The sequence below is a fragment of the Armatimonadota bacterium genome, assembly GCA_031459855.1.
GTDB classification, from domain to species: Bacteria; Sysuimicrobiota; Sysuimicrobiia; order Sysuimicrobiales; family Humicultoraceae; genus Fervidifonticultor; species Fervidifonticultor primus.
The window spans coordinates 1,496,383-1,512,330 of the sequence record JAVKHP010000001.1 but is presented as its reverse complement, the minus strand read 5'-3'; the positions used below and the strand labels follow the sequence as shown (position 1 = coordinate 1,512,330).

The 15,948-nt window shown below is 73.3% G+C and carries 13 protein-coding genes; 12 read left to right on the top strand and 1 reads right to left on the bottom strand.

Translation table 11 applies throughout. From position 1 onward, the window contains the following. The first annotated feature begins 343 nt into the window (after nt 1-343). The 5 genes from QN157_06860 to QN157_06840 are packed head-to-tail and all read left to right on the top strand — an operon-like array spanning nt 344 to nt 6,136. Entirely contained in the window at nt 344-1,375 is a 1,032-nt protein-coding gene (locus QN157_06860; GenBank protein MDR7555313.1) for a response regulator, read from the top strand. Nucleotide 1,376: 1 nt separating this feature from the next. Continuing rightward, complete coding sequence (locus QN157_06855) at nt 1,377-2,489, top strand: response regulator (GenBank protein MDR7555312.1); 1,113 nt, start codon at nt 1,377-1,379, stop codon at nt 2,487-2,489. Continuing rightward, nucleotides 2,482-2,967 (top strand): response regulator, encoded by a 486-nt coding sequence (locus tag QN157_06850; GenBank protein MDR7555311.1) that lies wholly within the window; start codon nt 2,482-2,484, stop codon nt 2,965-2,967. Before QN157_06855 ends, QN157_06850 begins: the two co-directional genes overlap by 8 nt. After that, a complete protein-coding gene (locus tag QN157_06845) occupies nt 2,964-5,033 on the top strand; it encodes a response regulator (protein ID MDR7555310.1) in 2,070 nt (689 codons plus the stop codon). Before QN157_06850 ends, QN157_06845 begins: the two co-directional genes overlap by 4 nt. Continuing rightward, a complete protein-coding gene (locus QN157_06840) occupies nt 5,012-6,136 on the top strand; it encodes a type IV pilus twitching motility protein PilT (protein ID MDR7555309.1) in 1,125 nt (374 codons plus the stop codon). The genes QN157_06845 and QN157_06840 overlap by 22 nt, the downstream gene beginning before the upstream one ends. Nucleotides 6,137-6,301: 165 nt before the next feature. Here the strand turns inward: QN157_06840 and QN157_06835 are convergent, their stop codons facing one another. Then, entirely contained in the window at nt 6,302-7,228 is a 927-nt protein-coding gene (locus QN157_06835; protein MDR7555308.1) for a hypothetical protein, read from the bottom strand. Between the two features lie 468 nt (nt 7,229-7,696). Here QN157_06835 and QN157_06830 point away from each other — a divergent pair, with 468 nt between their 5' ends. The 7 genes from QN157_06830 (at nt 7,697) to QN157_06800 (ending at nt 15,913) form a co-directional block, all read left to right on the top strand. After that, nucleotides 7,697-8,395 (top strand): AroM family protein, encoded by a 699-nt coding sequence (locus QN157_06830; protein MDR7555307.1) that lies wholly within the window; start codon nt 7,697-7,699, stop codon nt 8,393-8,395. Between the two features lie 38 nt (nt 8,396-8,433). Next, a complete protein-coding gene (locus QN157_06825) occupies nt 8,434-10,230 on the top strand; it encodes a M28 family peptidase (GenBank protein MDR7555306.1) in 1,797 nt (598 codons plus the stop codon). Between the two features lie 10 nt (nt 10,231-10,240). Beyond that, nucleotides 10,241-11,188, top strand: coding sequence for an ABC transporter permease (locus tag QN157_06820; GenBank protein MDR7555305.1), 948 nt, complete (start codon nt 10,241-10,243; stop codon nt 11,186-11,188). Nucleotides 11,189-11,198: 10 nt separating this feature from the next. Beyond that, the gene (locus QN157_06815) at nt 11,199-12,092 is read left to right on the top strand and encodes an ABC transporter permease (protein ID MDR7555304.1); all 894 of its coding nucleotides are present in this window, start codon (nt 11,199-11,201) and stop codon (nt 12,090-12,092) included. A gap of 95 nt (nt 12,093-12,187) precedes the next feature. Further along, nucleotides 12,188-13,765, top strand: coding sequence for an ABC transporter substrate-binding protein (locus tag QN157_06810; protein MDR7555303.1), 1,578 nt, complete (start codon nt 12,188-12,190; stop codon nt 13,763-13,765). 166 nt (nt 13,766-13,931) lie between these two features. Next, entirely contained in the window at nt 13,932-15,194 is a 1,263-nt protein-coding gene (locus QN157_06805) for an amidohydrolase family protein (protein MDR7555302.1), read from the top strand. A 14-nt stretch (nt 15,195-15,208) separates the two neighbouring features. Next, nucleotides 15,209-15,913, top strand: a complete 705-nt coding sequence (locus QN157_06800) for an LLM class flavin-dependent oxidoreductase (GenBank protein ID MDR7555301.1) — start codon at nt 15,209-15,211, stop codon at nt 15,911-15,913. The last annotated feature ends 35 nt before the right edge of the window (nt 15,914-15,948 follow it).

The following is a 15,948-nucleotide window of genomic DNA, read 5'->3' as shown; positions in this document are numbered from 1 at the left end:
TTCCTCCCCGCACCGTCTTCGCCTCGGGGGAGGTCTCTTCCTGGCCGGCGTGGGGCCCGCAAGCGCATCTGCGCGGCCATCGCCGAGGCTGGGTCTCGTCCTGGCCGGCGTGGGCCTGGCAGCGGCCAGCAAGTAGCGAGCCGTCGGCGATCGCCTCGGGAGATGTCTTCATCGCCGGCGTGGGGTCCCGGGGCGCTGCGCGCGCACGCCGAGCCGACGAGGTACCGTCTCTCCTCGCAGGCGTGCCGTGATGCCCGGCGCAGCGGCGGCTAACACGGCGCGGAGGTACGGGTGGGGTCTATCGACGCCCTGGATCGGGAAAAACCACGACGGAGGGCCGCACGTGAGTTCGAAGTCAACTGTCGCTCAACCACCGATAATCCTCATTGTCGACGACGATCCGGGCATCCGCAGCCTGCTGCAGCGCATGCTGACCACCGAAGGCTACCGCGTCGTCGCCGTGGGCAGCGCCGCCGAGGCGCGGGGTGCCATGGAGCGCCATCCGCCCGACGTGGTGCTGCTCGACGTGATGATGCCAGGCGAAGACGGGCCGACGTTCTGCGCCCGGCTGCGGGCCGATCCCGCCACGGCACACCTCCCGGTGGTGTTCCTCACGGCCGTGCCGACGCTCGAGGACATGTGGCTGACCAGCGGTGCCGACGTCGTGGTCCCCAAGCCGTTCAACCGGGCGCTGCTGCTGTCGTGGGTCCGGCGGCTGGTGCGGCTGCGCCGGGCGCAGCAGACCGCCGAAGCGGCCGAGGCCGCGCTGGCGGCGCTGGCGGTGGCGATCGAGCGGCGCAGCCACCACAGCGCCGAGCACCCCTGGCGCGTGGCGCGGTACAGCGCCGAGCTGGCGCGGGCAGCCGGGCTCGAGGACGAGGCGCTGGCAGTGGTGCAGCGGGCGGCGTTGCTGCACGACGTGGGCATGATCGCGGTGCCCGAGACCATCCTGACGCAGCCCCGGGCGCTGACGGCCGAGGAGTTCGCGGCGGTGAAACGCCATCCCGTGGTGGGCGCAGACCTCCTCGCCGCGCTCGCCGACGGCGCGCAGATGAGCGCGATCGTGCGGGCACACCACGAACAGTGGGGCGGCGGCGGGTACCCCGACGGCCTCAAGGGCGAGGCGATTCCTCTCGGTGCGCGCATCGTCGCCATCGCCGACGCCTTCGACAGCCTGACCTCCGACCGGCCGCACCGGCCCGCGCTGTCGGCGTCGGAGGCGCTGGAGGTCCTGTGGTTTGGCGCCGACGGCCAGTGGGAGCCCGGCCTGGTCGAGCTGTTCGACCCCATCGCGCGTGCGGTGAGCGAACGGCTGGTGGCGGAGCGCGAGCAACGGCTGCTCCGCCTGCATCAGTTGTTGCCGGACCACCGGTAAGATGACCGCCTCCGCCGGACGCGCGGCACCGGGCAGGGGTCCGGCAGAGGGTCTGGATGCCGGGGCCGCGCGGTCGCGGATTCTGATCGTCGACGACCAGTACGCCAACGTGCGCGTGCTGGAGGCCACCCTCGACCGGGCCGGGTACGCGGACCTGGTGAGCACCACCGATCCACTCGACGCCGAGCGGCTGTTCGACGCGACGGCCCCCGACCTCGTGCTGCTCGACCTGCACATGCCGCAGCTGGACGGCATCGCGCTGCTGCGGCGGCTGCGCGCGCGGACGCCCGCGGGCGCGTTCCTGCCCATCGTGGTCCTGACAGCCGACGCCACGCGCCAGGCCCGCGCGCAGGCGCTCGAGGCGGGCGCCAGCGACTTCCTCACCAAGCCTTTCGACCCCGCGGAGGTGCTGCTGCGCATTCGCAACCTCCTGGGCACGCGCCGGCTCCACCAGGCGCTCGCCCGTCAGAACGAACTGCTCGAAGCCCGCGTGCGGGCACGCACCCGCGAGCTGGAGCAGACGCAGCTCGAGATCCTCGACCGGCTGGCCGCCGCCGCGGAGTTCCGCGACGATGCCACCGGCCAGCACACGCGGCGTGTGGGCGCCCTGGCGGCCAGGCTGGCGCGCGCCCTGGGCATGCCCGAGACGTTCGTCACGCTGATCGAGCGCACCGCGCCCCTGCACGACGTGGGCAAGATCGCGGTGCCGGACGAGATCCTGCTCAAGCCGGGCCCGCTGACGCCGGCAGAGATGGCGGTCGTGCAGAGTCACGCGACGATCGGCGCGCGGCTGCTGGGCGGCGGACGCTTCCCCCTGATGCGCATGGCCGAGACGATCGCCTGGACCCACCACGAGCGCTGGGACGGGCAGGGGTATCCACGCGGCCTGGCGGGTGCGGCGACGCCGCTGGCCGGCCGCATCGTCGCGGTGGCCGATGCCTACGACGCCATGACCTCCCCCCGCCCCTACCAGCCGGCGCGGAGCCCTGAGGAGGCGCGGCAGATCCTCGCCGCCGGTGCGGGCACGCAGTGGGACCCGGCCGTGGTGGCCGCGTTTCTGCGCGAGGAGCCGCGCGACGACCTGACCGACAGCCAGGGGACGGGCCATGCCTGAGACGCCCCTCGCCCCGTTCATCGGCGACCGCGTGCCGCGCATCCTGGTGGTGGACGATCACCCGGCCAACCTGGCAGTGCTGGCGGGGCACCTGGAGCGCTGGCGCTGCACGGTCGCCACCGCGTCGACGGGACAGGACGCGCTGGCCGCCGCGCGCGCCTTCCAGCCCGATCTCATCCTCCTGGACATCCTCATGCCGGGGATGGACGGCCTCGCGGTCTGCCAGGCGTTGCAGGCCGACCCGACCACGGCCCGCATCCCGGTGATCTTCCTCACCGCGTTGACAGACGTCGACACCAAGGTTCGCGCCTTCGATATCGGCGCCTATGACTACGTGACCAAACCGTTCGACGCCGCGGAGCTGGCCGCCCGGGTCGGCGCGCGGTTGCGCCAGCGGTACGCGGAGGACGACCTCTACCGGCGGACCGGCGGGGCCGGGCGGCCCCCTGCAGCGAGCACAGGCAGCTGCGACCGATGACCACGCGCACGGGCGCCCGGGTGCTCGCCGTGGAGGACCAGCCGGCCAGCCTGGCGCTGGTGCGCCACGTGCTCGAGCGCGAGGGTTTCGACGTCAGGGTGGCGCGCTCGGGTGCCGAAGCGCTGGCCCTCGCGCAGGAGACGCGGCCGGATCTCGTGCTGCTCGACATGCACCTGCCCGACATGCACGGGCTCGAGGTCCTGCGTCGGCTGCGCGAAAGCCCCTGGGGCGCCGCGCTGCCGGTCGTGGCCGTCAGCGCCATGGTCACCCCCGAGGATCGGGCGCTCTGGCTGCAGGCGGGGTGCGCCGACGTGATCGCGAAACCCATCGACGTTGCGACGTTCGCGCAAAGCGTCGCGCGCTGGCTGCGACCGGGCGCGGCGTCGCAGGATCGGGGGCAGGACCGCCCCAGCCCTGCGCCTGCCGCCACGCCGCCAGGGCGGGGTGCGGCAGCACAGGACCGGCAGGAGGACGGCGCACGGCGGCCCCGGGACCTGCTGGGCGAAATCCTGGTCGCCAACGGCCTCGTCACGCGCGACCAGCTCGCCCGGGCCATCGAGGCGCAGGCGCGCAGCGGCAAACGCCTGGGGCAGGTGCTGGTCGAGCAGGGCGTGCTCACCGAGGACGACATCGCGTGGGCGCTGGCCAACCAGCTCGGCTACCCGTACGTCTTCCTCACCCGCGACCTCGTGGACGAGGAAGCCGTGCGCCTGTTGCCCGAGGGTTTCATGCGCGAGCGGCGGGTGCTGCCGGTGTTGAAGTTCGGGCACGAGATGACGCTGGCGATGGCCGACCCCACCGACCAGGCCACGATCGACGAGGTGGCCGCGCGCACGGGCCTGCGCATCAACCGCGCGCTGGCGCTGGCGTCGAACATCGCGACGGTACTGGACGAGGTCTTCGCGCGACCGCGGGCCGCTCGCGCGCCGTCGGCCGCGAGCGGCAGCCCTGCGGCGCAGTACCTCCAGTTCCACCTGGTGCAGGCGCTCCAGCAGGGCGCCACGGAGATCCACCTCGACGTGGGGCCCGACGGCGAGGGCCGGATCCGCTACCGCATCCAGGGAGTGCTGGTGGACCGGACCGGAGCGCCCGGCGAGCTGCACGCGGCCATCCTCGAGCACCTGCGCCGGCTGACCGGGCAGGAGGCGAGCGCCGGGGTGGGCACCGCGCGCGTGACCGCCGGCAGCAGTGCCCTCACCCTGGTCGCAGCGTTCGTCCCCACGGCGGCGGGGCCGGCCGCGACGGTCACGCTCTACCCGGAGCGCAGCGACGTGCCGGATCTGGCGCAGCTGGGCGTCGCCGGCCGCGAGCTCGCGGCGCTGCGCGCCGCCCTGCAGCCTCCCGGCGGCCTGGTCCTCGTCGGCTGCGTCGACCGCGCTGTGCGCGCCGCCCTGCTGCACGGGCTGCTGGCGGCGGCGCCCCAGGGCAAGGGCTGGACGGTGGAGACGGTGCCGGTGTTCCGGCGGCCGACCCTGCACCAGACCCTGACCACCCCGGAGGGGCTGGCCGCCCAGGTCCGCCTGGTGGCCGCCGCACGTCCCGACTACATCGGCATCGACGACGTGGCCGCACCCGAGGCGCTGGCCGCCGCGGCCGACGCCGCCCGCCGCGCCACGGTGCTGGCGGGCCACCCGCAGGGCAACGCCCTCGACCTGCTGGCCGAGATGGTCGACGCGCTGGGGACGGCGCTGACGGCGTCCGTGCTGCGCGCGGTGCTCGCCGCACGCCCCGTGCGCCTGCTGTGTCCTGCCTGCAAGCAGGCCGCCCCACCCGCAGTCGGGGGACGGCGCACCTTCCTGCCGGTGGGGTGCGAGGCCTGCGGGTTCACCGGCTACCGCGGGCAGCGCCTCCTCGCCCAGGTGTGGGTGGTCGACCCGCAGACCCGGACGCTGCTGCGCGCCGGACAGCGGGCCGACGCGCTCGCGCGCGCGGCGGAGCCGCTGGACGCGCAGCTGCGCGCGCAGGCCACAGCCCTGCTGGACGACGGGCTCGTTTGCCCCGCGGAGCTCGCCGCCGTGATGGACATCCTCGCCCCCCAGACGCCATGGACATCACCGACCTGCTGATCCTCACCAAGGAACGGGGCGCCTCCGACCTGCACCTGGCGGCCGGGGCGCCGCCCAGCCTGCGGGTGCACGGCCGGTTGGTGCGGCTGGACGCGGCGCCCTTGTCGCGCGAGGCGATGCACGCGATGCTCTACGACCTCATGACCGACGAGCAGAAGGCCCGGTTCGAGGCCACCCACGACCTGGACTTCTCGCTGGAGCTCGCCGGCGTCGGCCGCTTCCGGGTCAACGCCTTCGTGCAGCGCCACGGCGAGGGCATGGTGCTGCGCCTGATCCCCGACCGGATCCGGACGCTGGACGAGCTGGAGATGCCGCCGATCCTCAAGGACCTGGCCATGCGGGACCGGGGGCTGATCCTGGTGACGGGACCCACGGGCTCAGGGAAGTCCACCACGCTGGCAGCGATGGTGGACCACATCAACGAGCACCGCGAGCACCACATCATCACCATCGAGGACCCCATCGAGTTCGTGCACAGGCCCAAGAAGTGCAACATCAACCAGCGCGAGGTCGGCCCCCACACGCTGTCGTTCGCGGCCGCGCTGCGCAGCGCGCTGCGGGAGGACCCCGACGTGATCCTGGTGGGCGAGATGCGCGACCTCGAGACGATCCAGCAGGCCCTCACCGCGGCCGAGACGGGCCACCTGGTGCTGTCCACCCTGCACACCAACAGCGCGCCGCAGACCATCAACCGCATCGTCGACGTCTTCCCCACGCACCAGCAGGAGCAGATCCGCACGCAGCTGGCGGAGTCGCTGCTGGGCGTGATCGCGCAGACGCTGATCCCGACCCTCGACGGGCAGGGCCGGGTGGCCGCCCTGGAGATCATGGTGGCCACCCCCGCGGTGCGGAACATGATCCGCGAGAACAAGGTGCACCAGCTCCCGTCGGCGATCCAGACGGGCGCGCGCGAGGGGATGCAGAGCCTCGACCAGCACCTCAAGACCCTGGTCAAGCAGCGCCGCATCAGCCCCGAGGAAGCGGTCAAGCGCGCGACCGAGCGCGAGGCGTTCGGCCCGCAGCGACCTGCCGCCAGCGCGCCGCCTGCCGAGCCCATGGGGTTCCTGAGCCGCCGGGCAGGGTCGGTGGCCGGCGAGTCGTAGGCGGTCGACCGGTGGCTCCCGGGCAGTCTGTCGTTCTCGGGCGGCTGGCGGCTCCCGGGCAGTCGGTGGCTCCCGAGCGGCCGTCGGTTCCCCGGACGGCCGGTTTCCCGGAGAGTCGACAGGCGGTTCCCCGGCAGCCGCCGGTTCGGGACAGTGAGCCGGCGGTCAGTAGATCACCGCGGTGCGCCCCACCGTGAACGGATTGCGCGGCGGGTGCGCGCCGCGCGCCCCCAGCCAGATCTGGTGCGGTGCCGCCAGGGCGCCGTCCAGCAGCAGCGTGAAGGTGAGCCGGCTGCCGTCGGTGCGGAAGGCCACGCCGTCGAGGTCGTAGCCCCGCGCGGCCCAGGCCACCAGCGACCCTCCCCGCGCCATCCGGTCGTCGCCCTCCAGGCGCTCGCGCCGCACCTCGTGGAACCGGCCGTCGGTGGTCACCAGACCGGCGGCCTCGCGCCCCGCACCCACCCAACGGACCTGCCAGAGGTCGTCGTCGAGCCAGATGAGGTACCCGACCCCTAGGACGGTGCCCGGACGTCCACGGACGATCGGGGGCCAGCGGTCGCGGCCGAAGTCCGGCGCCAGGCTCAGGACGAATGGATTGCCCGGCGGACGGCGCAGGCCGCGTCCCAGGACGATCTCGTCACGGGTCGCCAGCCGGCCGTCGATCAGCAGCGTGAAGCGCACCCAGCGGGTCGCGCGCGCAGCCAGGAGGTCGACGCCGTCGACACCCCCGCGGGCGCGGGCGAGCCAGGTCACGGTGTTGCCGACGCGGCGCACGACGTCACCGGGTTCCAGGCCCACGGCCCGGACGTCGAGGAGCGCCCGGTCGGCAGTGGCATCGCCGCTGAACAGGCGGGACGCCCCCCTGCTGGACCACCGCACGCGCACCACGTCGCCCTCGATCCAGATCGAGTACCCAGCCCGCGGGACCAGGAGGTCCGGTGCGCCATGGGCGTCGGCGTCGGAGACCGTATCCCCGTCGGGCGGCCGGGGCGGGTCGGCCCCGGGCGGATCGTTCTGGGCGCGCACGGGCGCGCTCCCTGCAAGGGCAAGGACGACGACGAGCACTGCGATCCACGACACCGCCTGCCGCATGACTGCTCCCTCCTGTGGCGCCCGATGGCCCACGTGCGTGGTCGCGCCGGCACGCGCCACTGCCCCGGGCGATCGGGCGGACGAGCGCGCGCCCTGGGTCCCACGTGCGCAGTCGCTCCGACACGTGATACGGGCCCGGAGCGAAAACGGTTCCGCGGCCGTGGGCGTGGAGGCGCGACAGCCGGCCTTCGACGACCGCAGCGGCCGGGGCGCTGCACCTCTGCCGGGTCACGCGTGCCAAGGCGACAGCTGATCGGAGAGTGCAGCAGCCGGTGACCGCTACTGCCGCTCGAGACGCCAGACGTCGGAGGAGTTGGCTTCCCGCGTCGGGAAGTAGCGTCGTACTTGCACAGCAGTAGACCGCCGCGTGCGCGTGCCCGCCTGGAGTACGGTGGTTCCGCGCCAGATACCCGTGCCCGGGCCGAGCGCTACCCGGGCGGGCGACGGCACGCACCCGGAGGGAGAGCAATGGACGCCATCGCCATGCTGACCGTAGGCCAGGCACCCCGCGACGACCTGGTGCCGCACATGGCCGCGGTCTTCTCACGCAAGGTCGCGATCTGGGAAGCCGGGGTCCTCGACGGCCTCTCCCGTGAGGCCATGGCGGCACTGGCTCCCGAGCCGGGGGAGGTCGGCATCGTCGCCCGGCTGCGCGACGGGTCGTCGACGCTCCTCTCGCATCGCAAGATCCTTCCCAGGATGCAGGCGCTGGTCGACCAGGCCGTCGCGCGGGGCGTCGGGCTGATCGTGATCCTGTGCGGGGCCGACTGGTCGGCGATCCGCTCGCCCGTGCTGGTCGTCAACCCGGGCAGGGTCTACCCAGCGGTGATCTCAGCGCTGGCGGCGGGCTGGCGGCTGGGGGTCATCAAGCCGTCGCCCGGCCAGGTCGAGCAGGCGCGCCGGCAGTTCGCCGAGCGCGGGATCGATGCGGTGGTCACGGCGGCGTCGCCGTACACGGGGCCACAGCGCCTGCACGACGTGCGGGTGGCGGCGCAGACCCTGCGGGACGCGGGCGTGGACCTGGTCTGGATGACGTGTGTGGGCATGGACGAGGCGATGCGGACGATCGTGCGCGAGGTCACCGGGAAGCCGGTGATCCTGGCCCGCACGATCCTGGCCCGGATCATCGACGAGTTCCTGGCGGTCGAACGCGTCGCGGTGGCCTGAGATCCGGCACACCAGATCCGACAGATGGAGGCATGCAGATGGCAGTAGCACAGCGCGTCGACCTGGAGACCCGGCTGCGCGCGGCCGTCTCGGCCCGGCGGCTCGCCGGGCACCTGCGCCGCTTCGCGCGGTGGCACCGGGAGACCGGGGGCCCCGACGAGCGCGCCGCGGTCGACTACATCGCCACCACGCTCCAAGGCCACGGCATCGCCACGCGCCTGCACGAGTTCCGCGGGTTCGTGAGCTTCCCGCGGGAGGCGAGCCTGGAGGTGGTGGCGCCGGAGCCGATGACCCTGCCCTGCCGCCCGCGGTCGTTCGGGGCCAGCACGCCGCCCGACGGGCTGGAGGGCGAGCTGGTCTTCGTGGGCTCGCTGGAGGAAGACCGCACGGCGATGATCTTCGCCCGCACCGGCGAGGAGTCGGAGTACGAGGGGATCGACGCCCGCGGCAAGGTGGTGCTGGGGACTGCCGGCGGCCCCGATGGCGTCAAGCGGGCGATGGAGCACGGCGCCATCGCATACCTCCACATGTGGCCCTCGGGCGAGGATGCGATCCACGAGATGATCGTCACCAGCATCTGGGGCACGCCCACGCCCGAGTCGATCGGTCGGTTGCCCACGATTCCCGCGCTGTCGCTGGCGAAGGCCGATGGCGAGCGGCTGCGGGCGCTGCTGGCCCGCGGGCCGGTGCGCGTGCGCATCCGGGCCCGCACCGAGACCACGTGGCGCACGCTGCCGCTGCTGGTGGCCGACGTGCCCGGCGCGGAGCCCGAGTTCCTGCTGGTGGGCGCCCACATCGACTCGTGGTACGAGGGCATCACCGACAACGCCACCGGCGACGCCTGCCTGATGGAGATGGCGCGCGTGGCCCACCGGCACCGCCGATGGCTGCGCCGCGGGCTGCGCTTCGCGTGGTGGCCGGGGCACTCCCACGGCCGCTACGCGGGGTCAACGTGGTACGCGGATGCGGCCTTCGACGAGCTGCGCCAGCGGGCCCTGGGCTACCTCAACATCGACTCGCCGGGCGTGCGCGAGACCGCCATCTTCGACTGCCGGTACAACATGGGCGAGGTCGAGGACCTGATGCGGCAGGTGGTGCCCGAGGTCACGGGCCAGTCGCCCAACATCCGGCGGCCGTTCAAGGCGGGCGACCAGTCGTTCTGGGGCATCGGGCTGCCGTCGCTGGGTGCGTTCCGCATGCTGCCGCTGGACCATCCCGACCGCGCCACCGTGGGCGGCAGCGGCGGGGGCTGGTGGTGGCACACGCCCGCCGACACGCTCGACAAGGCCGACCCCGAGATCCTGGCGCAGGACACCGGGCTCTACCTCACCATCGCGGCACGCCTGGTGGTCCCGCCGGTGTTGCCCTTCAACTTCGTACCCGCTGCGGGCGACTTCGTCAGGCTGCTTCGCGAGCTGCACGAGGCTGCGGGCGGGACGCTGGCGCTGGACGACCTGGTGGCCCGGGCCACGCACCTGCAGGGCCTGGCGGCGCGGCTGGAGGGCGTGCGGGCAGCGGCCGCGGCCAGCGCCCCCGCGCGGCCGCGGGGGAAGACCGCGGCGCGCATCGCGCGCCTCAACCGCGGCCTGATGCGCCTGTCGCGCATCCTCAACCCGGTGCTGTACACGGTCGAGGGCCCCTACCACCACGACCCGGCACTGCAGGTGCCGCTGCTGCCCGGCCTGCAGCGCGTGCGGGCCCTGGCCCGGCTCGACCCCACCAGCGACGCGTACGGCTTCCTGCGGACCCGGCTGGTACGCGAGCGCAACCGCGTCGCCGACGCGCTGCAGGCGGCCATCGAGCACGTGGAGGAGCTGCTGGCGGCGGTGGGGTGAGCGGTGCGCCGTGAGCCGGTACATCGCGAGCCGACTCCTCCAGGGCGTGCTCCTGCTGCTGGTGGTCAGCATGGTGGTCTTCGCCATCGTCCACGCAGCGCCGGGCGGCCCCGCCCTGCTCAACAACCCCGACGTGGACCCCACGCTGGCCCGTGAGTACCGGCAGGCCCTGGGCCTGGACGACCCCATTCCGGTCCAGTACGCCCGCTGGCTGCGCAACGTGCTGCAGGGCAACCTGGGGCGGTCCTACCAGCACGGGATCCCCACGGCCCAGCTCCTGGCCGGGCGGATCCCCAACACGCTGTTGCTGTCGGGCACGGCGCTGGTCCTGGCCGTGCTGGTGGCCGTGCCGCTGGGGGTCGTCTCGGCGGTCTACCGGTACTCGCTGCTCGACTACGCCGCCACGGTCACGGCGTTCTTCGGCGTCTCGATCCCCATCTTCTGGCTGGGGATCATGCTGATCATCGTCTTCTCGGTGCACCTGGGGTGGCTCCCCTCGGCGGGCATGACCACGGTGGGCGCGGCGTTCTCGTGGGGCGACCTGTTGCGCCACCTGCTCATGCCCGCGGTGGTGCTGTCGACGTTCCCGCTGGCGCAGCTGGCGCGCTACATGCGGTCGAGCATGGTCGAGGTGCTCGCCCAGGACTACGTCCGGACGGCGCGCAGCAAGGGGCTCGGGGAGGTGGCGGTGCTGGTCCGCCACGCGCTGCGCAACGCGCTCATCCCCGTCGTCACGGTGCTGGGCGTGCTGGTCCCCCGCCTGCTGGGCGGCGCGGTCATCACCGAGGCGATCTTCGCCTGGCCGGGACTGGGCCGGCTGGCCGTGGACTCGGCGATCACGCGCGACTACCCGGTGATCATGGGCGTGACGCTGCTCGTCTCGGGGATGGTGGTGCTCAGCAACCTGCTGACCGACCTGGCCTACGTGGCCCTCGACCCGCGGATCACGCTCCGGTAGGGAGGCGACGGTGGCACAGCGCACGCTGGTCGCGATCCCCCTGGCGCCGACGGTACCCGCCGACCGCCGCGCGGGCCACCTGTGGCGACGCTTCCGGCGCAACCGGCTGGCGCTGGTGGCGCTGGCCTACCTCCTGGTCGTCCACCTCGTGGCGGTCCTCGCCCCCCGGCTGGCCCCTCACCCGCCGGAGGCCATCGACCTCCTCAACCAGTTCGGGCCGCGCTCGCGGGACCACCCGCTGGGCACCGACGAGACCGGCCGCGACGTCCTCTCGCGCCTGATCTTCGGCGCCCGGACGTCGCTGGCGGTGGGGCTGGCGGCCATGGCCGTGGCCATGACCATCGGGGCGTTGCTGGGCGCAGTCAGCGGCTTCTACGGCGGGGTGGTCGACGCGATCGTGATGCGCGTCGCCGACGGCATGCTGACCATCCCGACCTTCTTCCTGGCGCTGCTGGTGCTGGCCGTGTTCGGGTCCAACATCGTCAACGTGGTGCTGACCATCGGGGGCATGGGGTGGATGGTGGTGGCCCGGGTGGTCCGCGCGGAGGTGCTGCGCACGCTCCCCCAGGAGTTCGTGGCGGCGGCGCGGGCCATCGGTGCCAGCGATGCGCGCCTCCTCTTCCGCCACCTGCTGCCGCAGGCCCTGCCCTCGATGATCGTGGCGGCGACCCTGGGCGTCGCCTACGCGATCCTCACGGAGTCGGCCCTGAGTTACCTGGGGCTGGGCGTCCAGCCGCCCATGCCGACGTGGGGAAACATGCTGACCGGAGCCCAGCACTACGTGTGGACGAAGCCGATCCTGGCCGTCTACCCCGGCGCCATGATCATGCTCACGGTGCTGTCGTACAATGCCGTGGGGGACGCGCTGCGCGACACACTGGACCCGCGCCATGCGGGGACATGAGCCGGAGCAGCCGGCGCGGTCACCGGGTGGGTCGCGCACCGGAGGCACAGGGAACGCCAGGTCGACGATGTGATCCCGAAAGGAGGAGAGTGCGCATGCGACGAGTGCTGACTGCGACGGTCGTCGCCGTGGTGGCCGCGGCCCTGGCCGGCGGGCTCGCCGGCGGCCCGCCGGCGCTGGCCCAGGCGCCCGCGGGGGTGCTGCGCATCGCCATCATCGGCGACGTGACCCTGAACCCGTTCACCCTGCCCCAGCAGCTGCCCACGACGATGGTCGCCAAGGTGGTCTTCAGCACGCTGACGCGCTACCGGCCCGGTGACCTGCAGCCGGTGGGCGACCTGGCCACGTCGTGGGTGGCGGCAGAAGACGGCCGCGTCTGGGTGTTCAAGTTGAAGCGCGGGGTGCGGTGGCACGACGGACGGCCGTTCACCGCCGCCGACGTGAAGTTCACCTACGAGAACATCGTCAACCCCCGGGTGCGCGCCCTATTCCGCAGCACGCTGCGCGGGCTGCGCCAGGTGGACGCCCTCGACGACTACACGGTGCGCATGGAGTTCGACGCGCCCTACCCCTCGCTGCCCATCGTGCTGGCCTGGAACATCCCCATCGCGCCCAAGCACCTGCTGGAGGGCAAGGACCTCAACGACCTGAGCGACTTCGCGCAGCGCCCGGTGGGCACCGGCCCGTTCCGCTACAAGGAGGCGGTGAAGGGTTCGCACATCACCGTGGAGGCCAACCCGGACTACTACGGGGGCGCGCCCAAGCTGAAGAGCATCGTGTTCAAGGTGATCCCCGACATCAACACGGTCGTGGCGCAGCTGCGCACAGGCGAGCTGGACCTGGCGGTGGTGGAGGCGGTGCACAAGGAGGCGCTGGAGCGGGTGCCGCACCTGCAGTTCAAGATCACCGAACTGCCCAGCGCCTTCTACATCGCCCTCAACAACACCCGCTGGCCGTTCAGCGAGCGCCTGGTGCGGCAGGCCCTGATGTACGGGCTCAACCGCGAGCTGATGGTGCGGCAGATCCTCAAGGGCACGGCGCCGCTCGCCGCCGGGGCCTACGCCAACGCCTTCGGCCCGTTCGTCAACACAGCCCTCAAGCCCTACCCCTTCGACGTCACCAAAGCCCGGCAGCTGCTGGCCGAGGCGGGGTTCCGTCCGGGGCCCGACGGCGTGCTGGCCAAGGACGGGCGGCGGCTGGCGTTCGAGCTGATGGTCGACCGCGGGAACCCGGTGCGGGAGCAGATGGCCCTGGTCACGCAGCAGGCGTGGAGGCAACTGGGCGCCGACGTGAAGCTCACCGCGGAGGAGTGGTCGGTCTACATCCGGCGCGGCAACGCCCTGCCGGGCGACTACGACGCCCGCACCGGCTGGCGCATCACCCCGCCCGACCCCGACAAGACCCCCGAGTACACCACGGGCGGCGTCAACAACCACTACGGCTACTCCAACCCCGAGGTGGACCGGCTGATGGCCGCGGCCCGGCAGACGATCGACCGCCGCAGACGCGTCGAGCTCTACCACAAGCTGCAGGAGCTCATCTACCAGGACGTGCCGGTGGTGTGGATCTACTACCAGACCGAGATCCTGGCGATGAACAAGCGGGTGCAGGGCTACCCCGACCTCGGCATCCGCGACGCCCTGCAGTGGATGCACCTGGTCAGCGTGCCGTGACGAAGGTCGCGGACGACGAAGCCCCTCTCCGCCCTGCCACTGGCGTGGATGCACCTGGTTTGCGTGCCGTGACGGGGCAGGGCTGCCCGGAGATCGCGAGAGATGGCGGCCGGCGCGCCAACCGTGCATTGCCGCCAGCACCGCGCGGTGCGCACCCCGGCTCCCGATGATGGCGCCACCGCGCTTCGCGCTCACCGGCGCCCGCCTGCTGGACGGGGAGGGCGGCGACGTGGCCGGTGCCACCATCCTCGTCGAGGACGGGCGGATCGTCGCGGCCGCCGCCGGGCTGGCGGTGCCGTCGGAGTACACCGTGCGCTTCGACGTGGGCGGCAAGACGGTGATGCCGGGCCTGATCGACGCCCACACCCACCTGGTCGGGGGCGAGCCCCTGCCCTACGGCGACTATCCCACCTCGCGGCGCCTGCACGAACCCGAAGGGCTGCACGCGTTGCGCACCGTCGAGGCCGCACGCCGCACGCTGCTGGCCGGCATCACCACGGTGCGCGTGCTGGGGTGCCGCGCCTACCTCGACGTGCACCTCCGGGAAGCGGTGGCCGCGGGGCTGGTGGTCGGGCCGCGGATCGTCGCCGCCGGCCTGGGGATCACGCCCACGGGCGGGCACGTGCACTGGCGCTGCCTGCAGGCCGACGGCGAGGAGGGCGTGCGCCGGGCGGTGCGCGAGCACGTGGCCCAGGGGGTCGACTGGATCAAGGTCATGGGCGTGACCGGCGGCCTGGCCTCGCCCGGCCAGGACCCGCGGCTACCCCAGTACCGGCTGGAGGAGGTGCGGGCGGCGGTCGACGAGGCCCACCGGTGGGGCCGTCGGGTGGCCGCCCACGCCCACGCGCGCGCCGGCATCGAGATCGCGCTGGAGGCCGGCGTCGACACCCTCGAGCACGGCACCTTCCTGGACGACGCGCTGGCGGCCCGCATGGCCGCGCAGGGCACGTGGCTGGTGCCGACGCTGGCGGTGCACCACTTCCTGGACCAGGCGCGCGAGCGCCAGGCCGTGCCCCCGGCGCAGGCCGCGCGCCAGCGCGAGCTCGAGGCGATGGGGTTCGTGGTGCCGCGGGTGCACGAGCGCATGCGCATCGCGCGTGCCCATGGCGTGCGGGTCGCGACGGGCACCGATGCCGGCGGCAACGCGCTGTTCTGCCACGGGTCGGTGGGCGTCGAGATGCTGATGCTGGCCGCCTGCGGGTACAGTCCACGCGAGGTCCTGGCCGCGGCCACGTCCGAGGCCGCCCGGGCGCTGGGTCTGGAGCGCGTGACGGGCGCGGTCCGACCGGGGCTGGCCGCCGACCTGCTGGTGGTCGACGGCGACCCGCTCCAGGACCTGCGGGTGCTGGCCCCGGGCGAGCAGCAGCGCATCGACGGCATCGTCGCCGCCGGCCGGTTCGTGCGGTGGGACGGACAGGACCTGATCTAGGCGCGCCGCGGACGATGCGCATCGGTTTCGCCCTGGGGTACGATCCGACGATGCGCGTCCAGGAGATGGCCTCCTGGATGCAGTACGCCGACGCCCGCGGGTACGAGCTGGGCTTCTTCTCCGAAACGATCAACCTCGTGCGCGACTCCGTGAGCGCGCTCGCCGCGTTCGCCGGTGCGACGCGGCGCCTGCGCCTGGCTGGCGAGATCGGCGACGGCGTGCTGTTGAACGCCGTCACCTCACCGGGCTACGCGGCCAACGCGCTGCGCATCGTGCGGCAGGCGGCCGAGGCGGCCGGGCGGGACTGGGCGCAGTTCGAGGTGGCGGCCATCGTGCCGACCTCGCTGGAGGAGACGCGCGAGGCCGCCATCGAGGCCATCCGCTGGGAGGTGGCGAGCAAGTTCCACCCCCGGCGCATGGCGTACAACGCCCGCGTCCGCACGGCGGTGGGCGAGCCGGTCATCCGTGAGGACGACCTGCCGGCCTTTCGGGCGGCCTTCGAGCAGGGCGGCCCCGAGGCGCTGGCCCGCGCCCTCCCCCGGGCCTACATCGAGGAGCTCACCGCGTGCGGGACGGCCGACGACGTGGCGCGGCGCATTGCGGCCTACCGGGACGCCGGCGTGCAGCTGCCGCTGCTACGGCCGGCTGCCCGCCACCAGATCCAGCGCATCCTCGATACCTTCGCGCCCGCGGTCTCCGGCCGCCCGGCCGGCGGGTGAGGTTAAAGCGTCGGCCCACCACGCCTCGGCTCCGC

Excerpts from the sequence above, each read along its gene's own strand:
- QN157_06855 (MDR7555312.1), top strand. The coding sequence starts at position 1,377 with ATGACCGCCTCCGCCGGACGCGCGGCACCGGGCAGGGGTCCGGCAGAG.
- QN157_06850 (MDR7555311.1), top strand. The coding sequence starts at position 2,482 with ATGCCTGAGACGCCCCTCGCCCCGTTCATCGGCGACCGCGTGCCGCGC.
- QN157_06845 (MDR7555310.1), top strand. The coding sequence starts at position 2,964 with ATGACCACGCGCACGGGCGCCCGGGTGCTCGCCGTGGAGGACCAGCCG.
- QN157_06840 (MDR7555309.1), top strand. The coding sequence starts at position 5,012 with ATGGACATCACCGACCTGCTGATCCTCACCAAGGAACGGGGCGCCTCC.
- QN157_06835 (MDR7555308.1), bottom strand. The coding sequence starts at position 7,228 with ATGCGGCAGGCGGTGTCGTGGATCGCAGTGCTCGTCGTCGTCCTTGCC.
- QN157_06830 (MDR7555307.1), top strand. The coding sequence starts at position 7,697 with ATGGACGCCATCGCCATGCTGACCGTAGGCCAGGCACCCCGCGACGAC.
- QN157_06825 (MDR7555306.1), top strand. The coding sequence starts at position 8,434 with ATGGCAGTAGCACAGCGCGTCGACCTGGAGACCCGGCTGCGCGCGGCC.
- QN157_06810 (MDR7555303.1), top strand. The coding sequence starts at position 12,188 with ATGCGACGAGTGCTGACTGCGACGGTCGTCGCCGTGGTGGCCGCGGCC.
- QN157_06805 (MDR7555302.1), top strand. The coding sequence starts at position 13,932 with ATGATGGCGCCACCGCGCTTCGCGCTCACCGGCGCCCGCCTGCTGGAC.
- QN157_06800 (MDR7555301.1), top strand. The coding sequence starts at position 15,209 with ATGCGCATCGGTTTCGCCCTGGGGTACGATCCGACGATGCGCGTCCAG.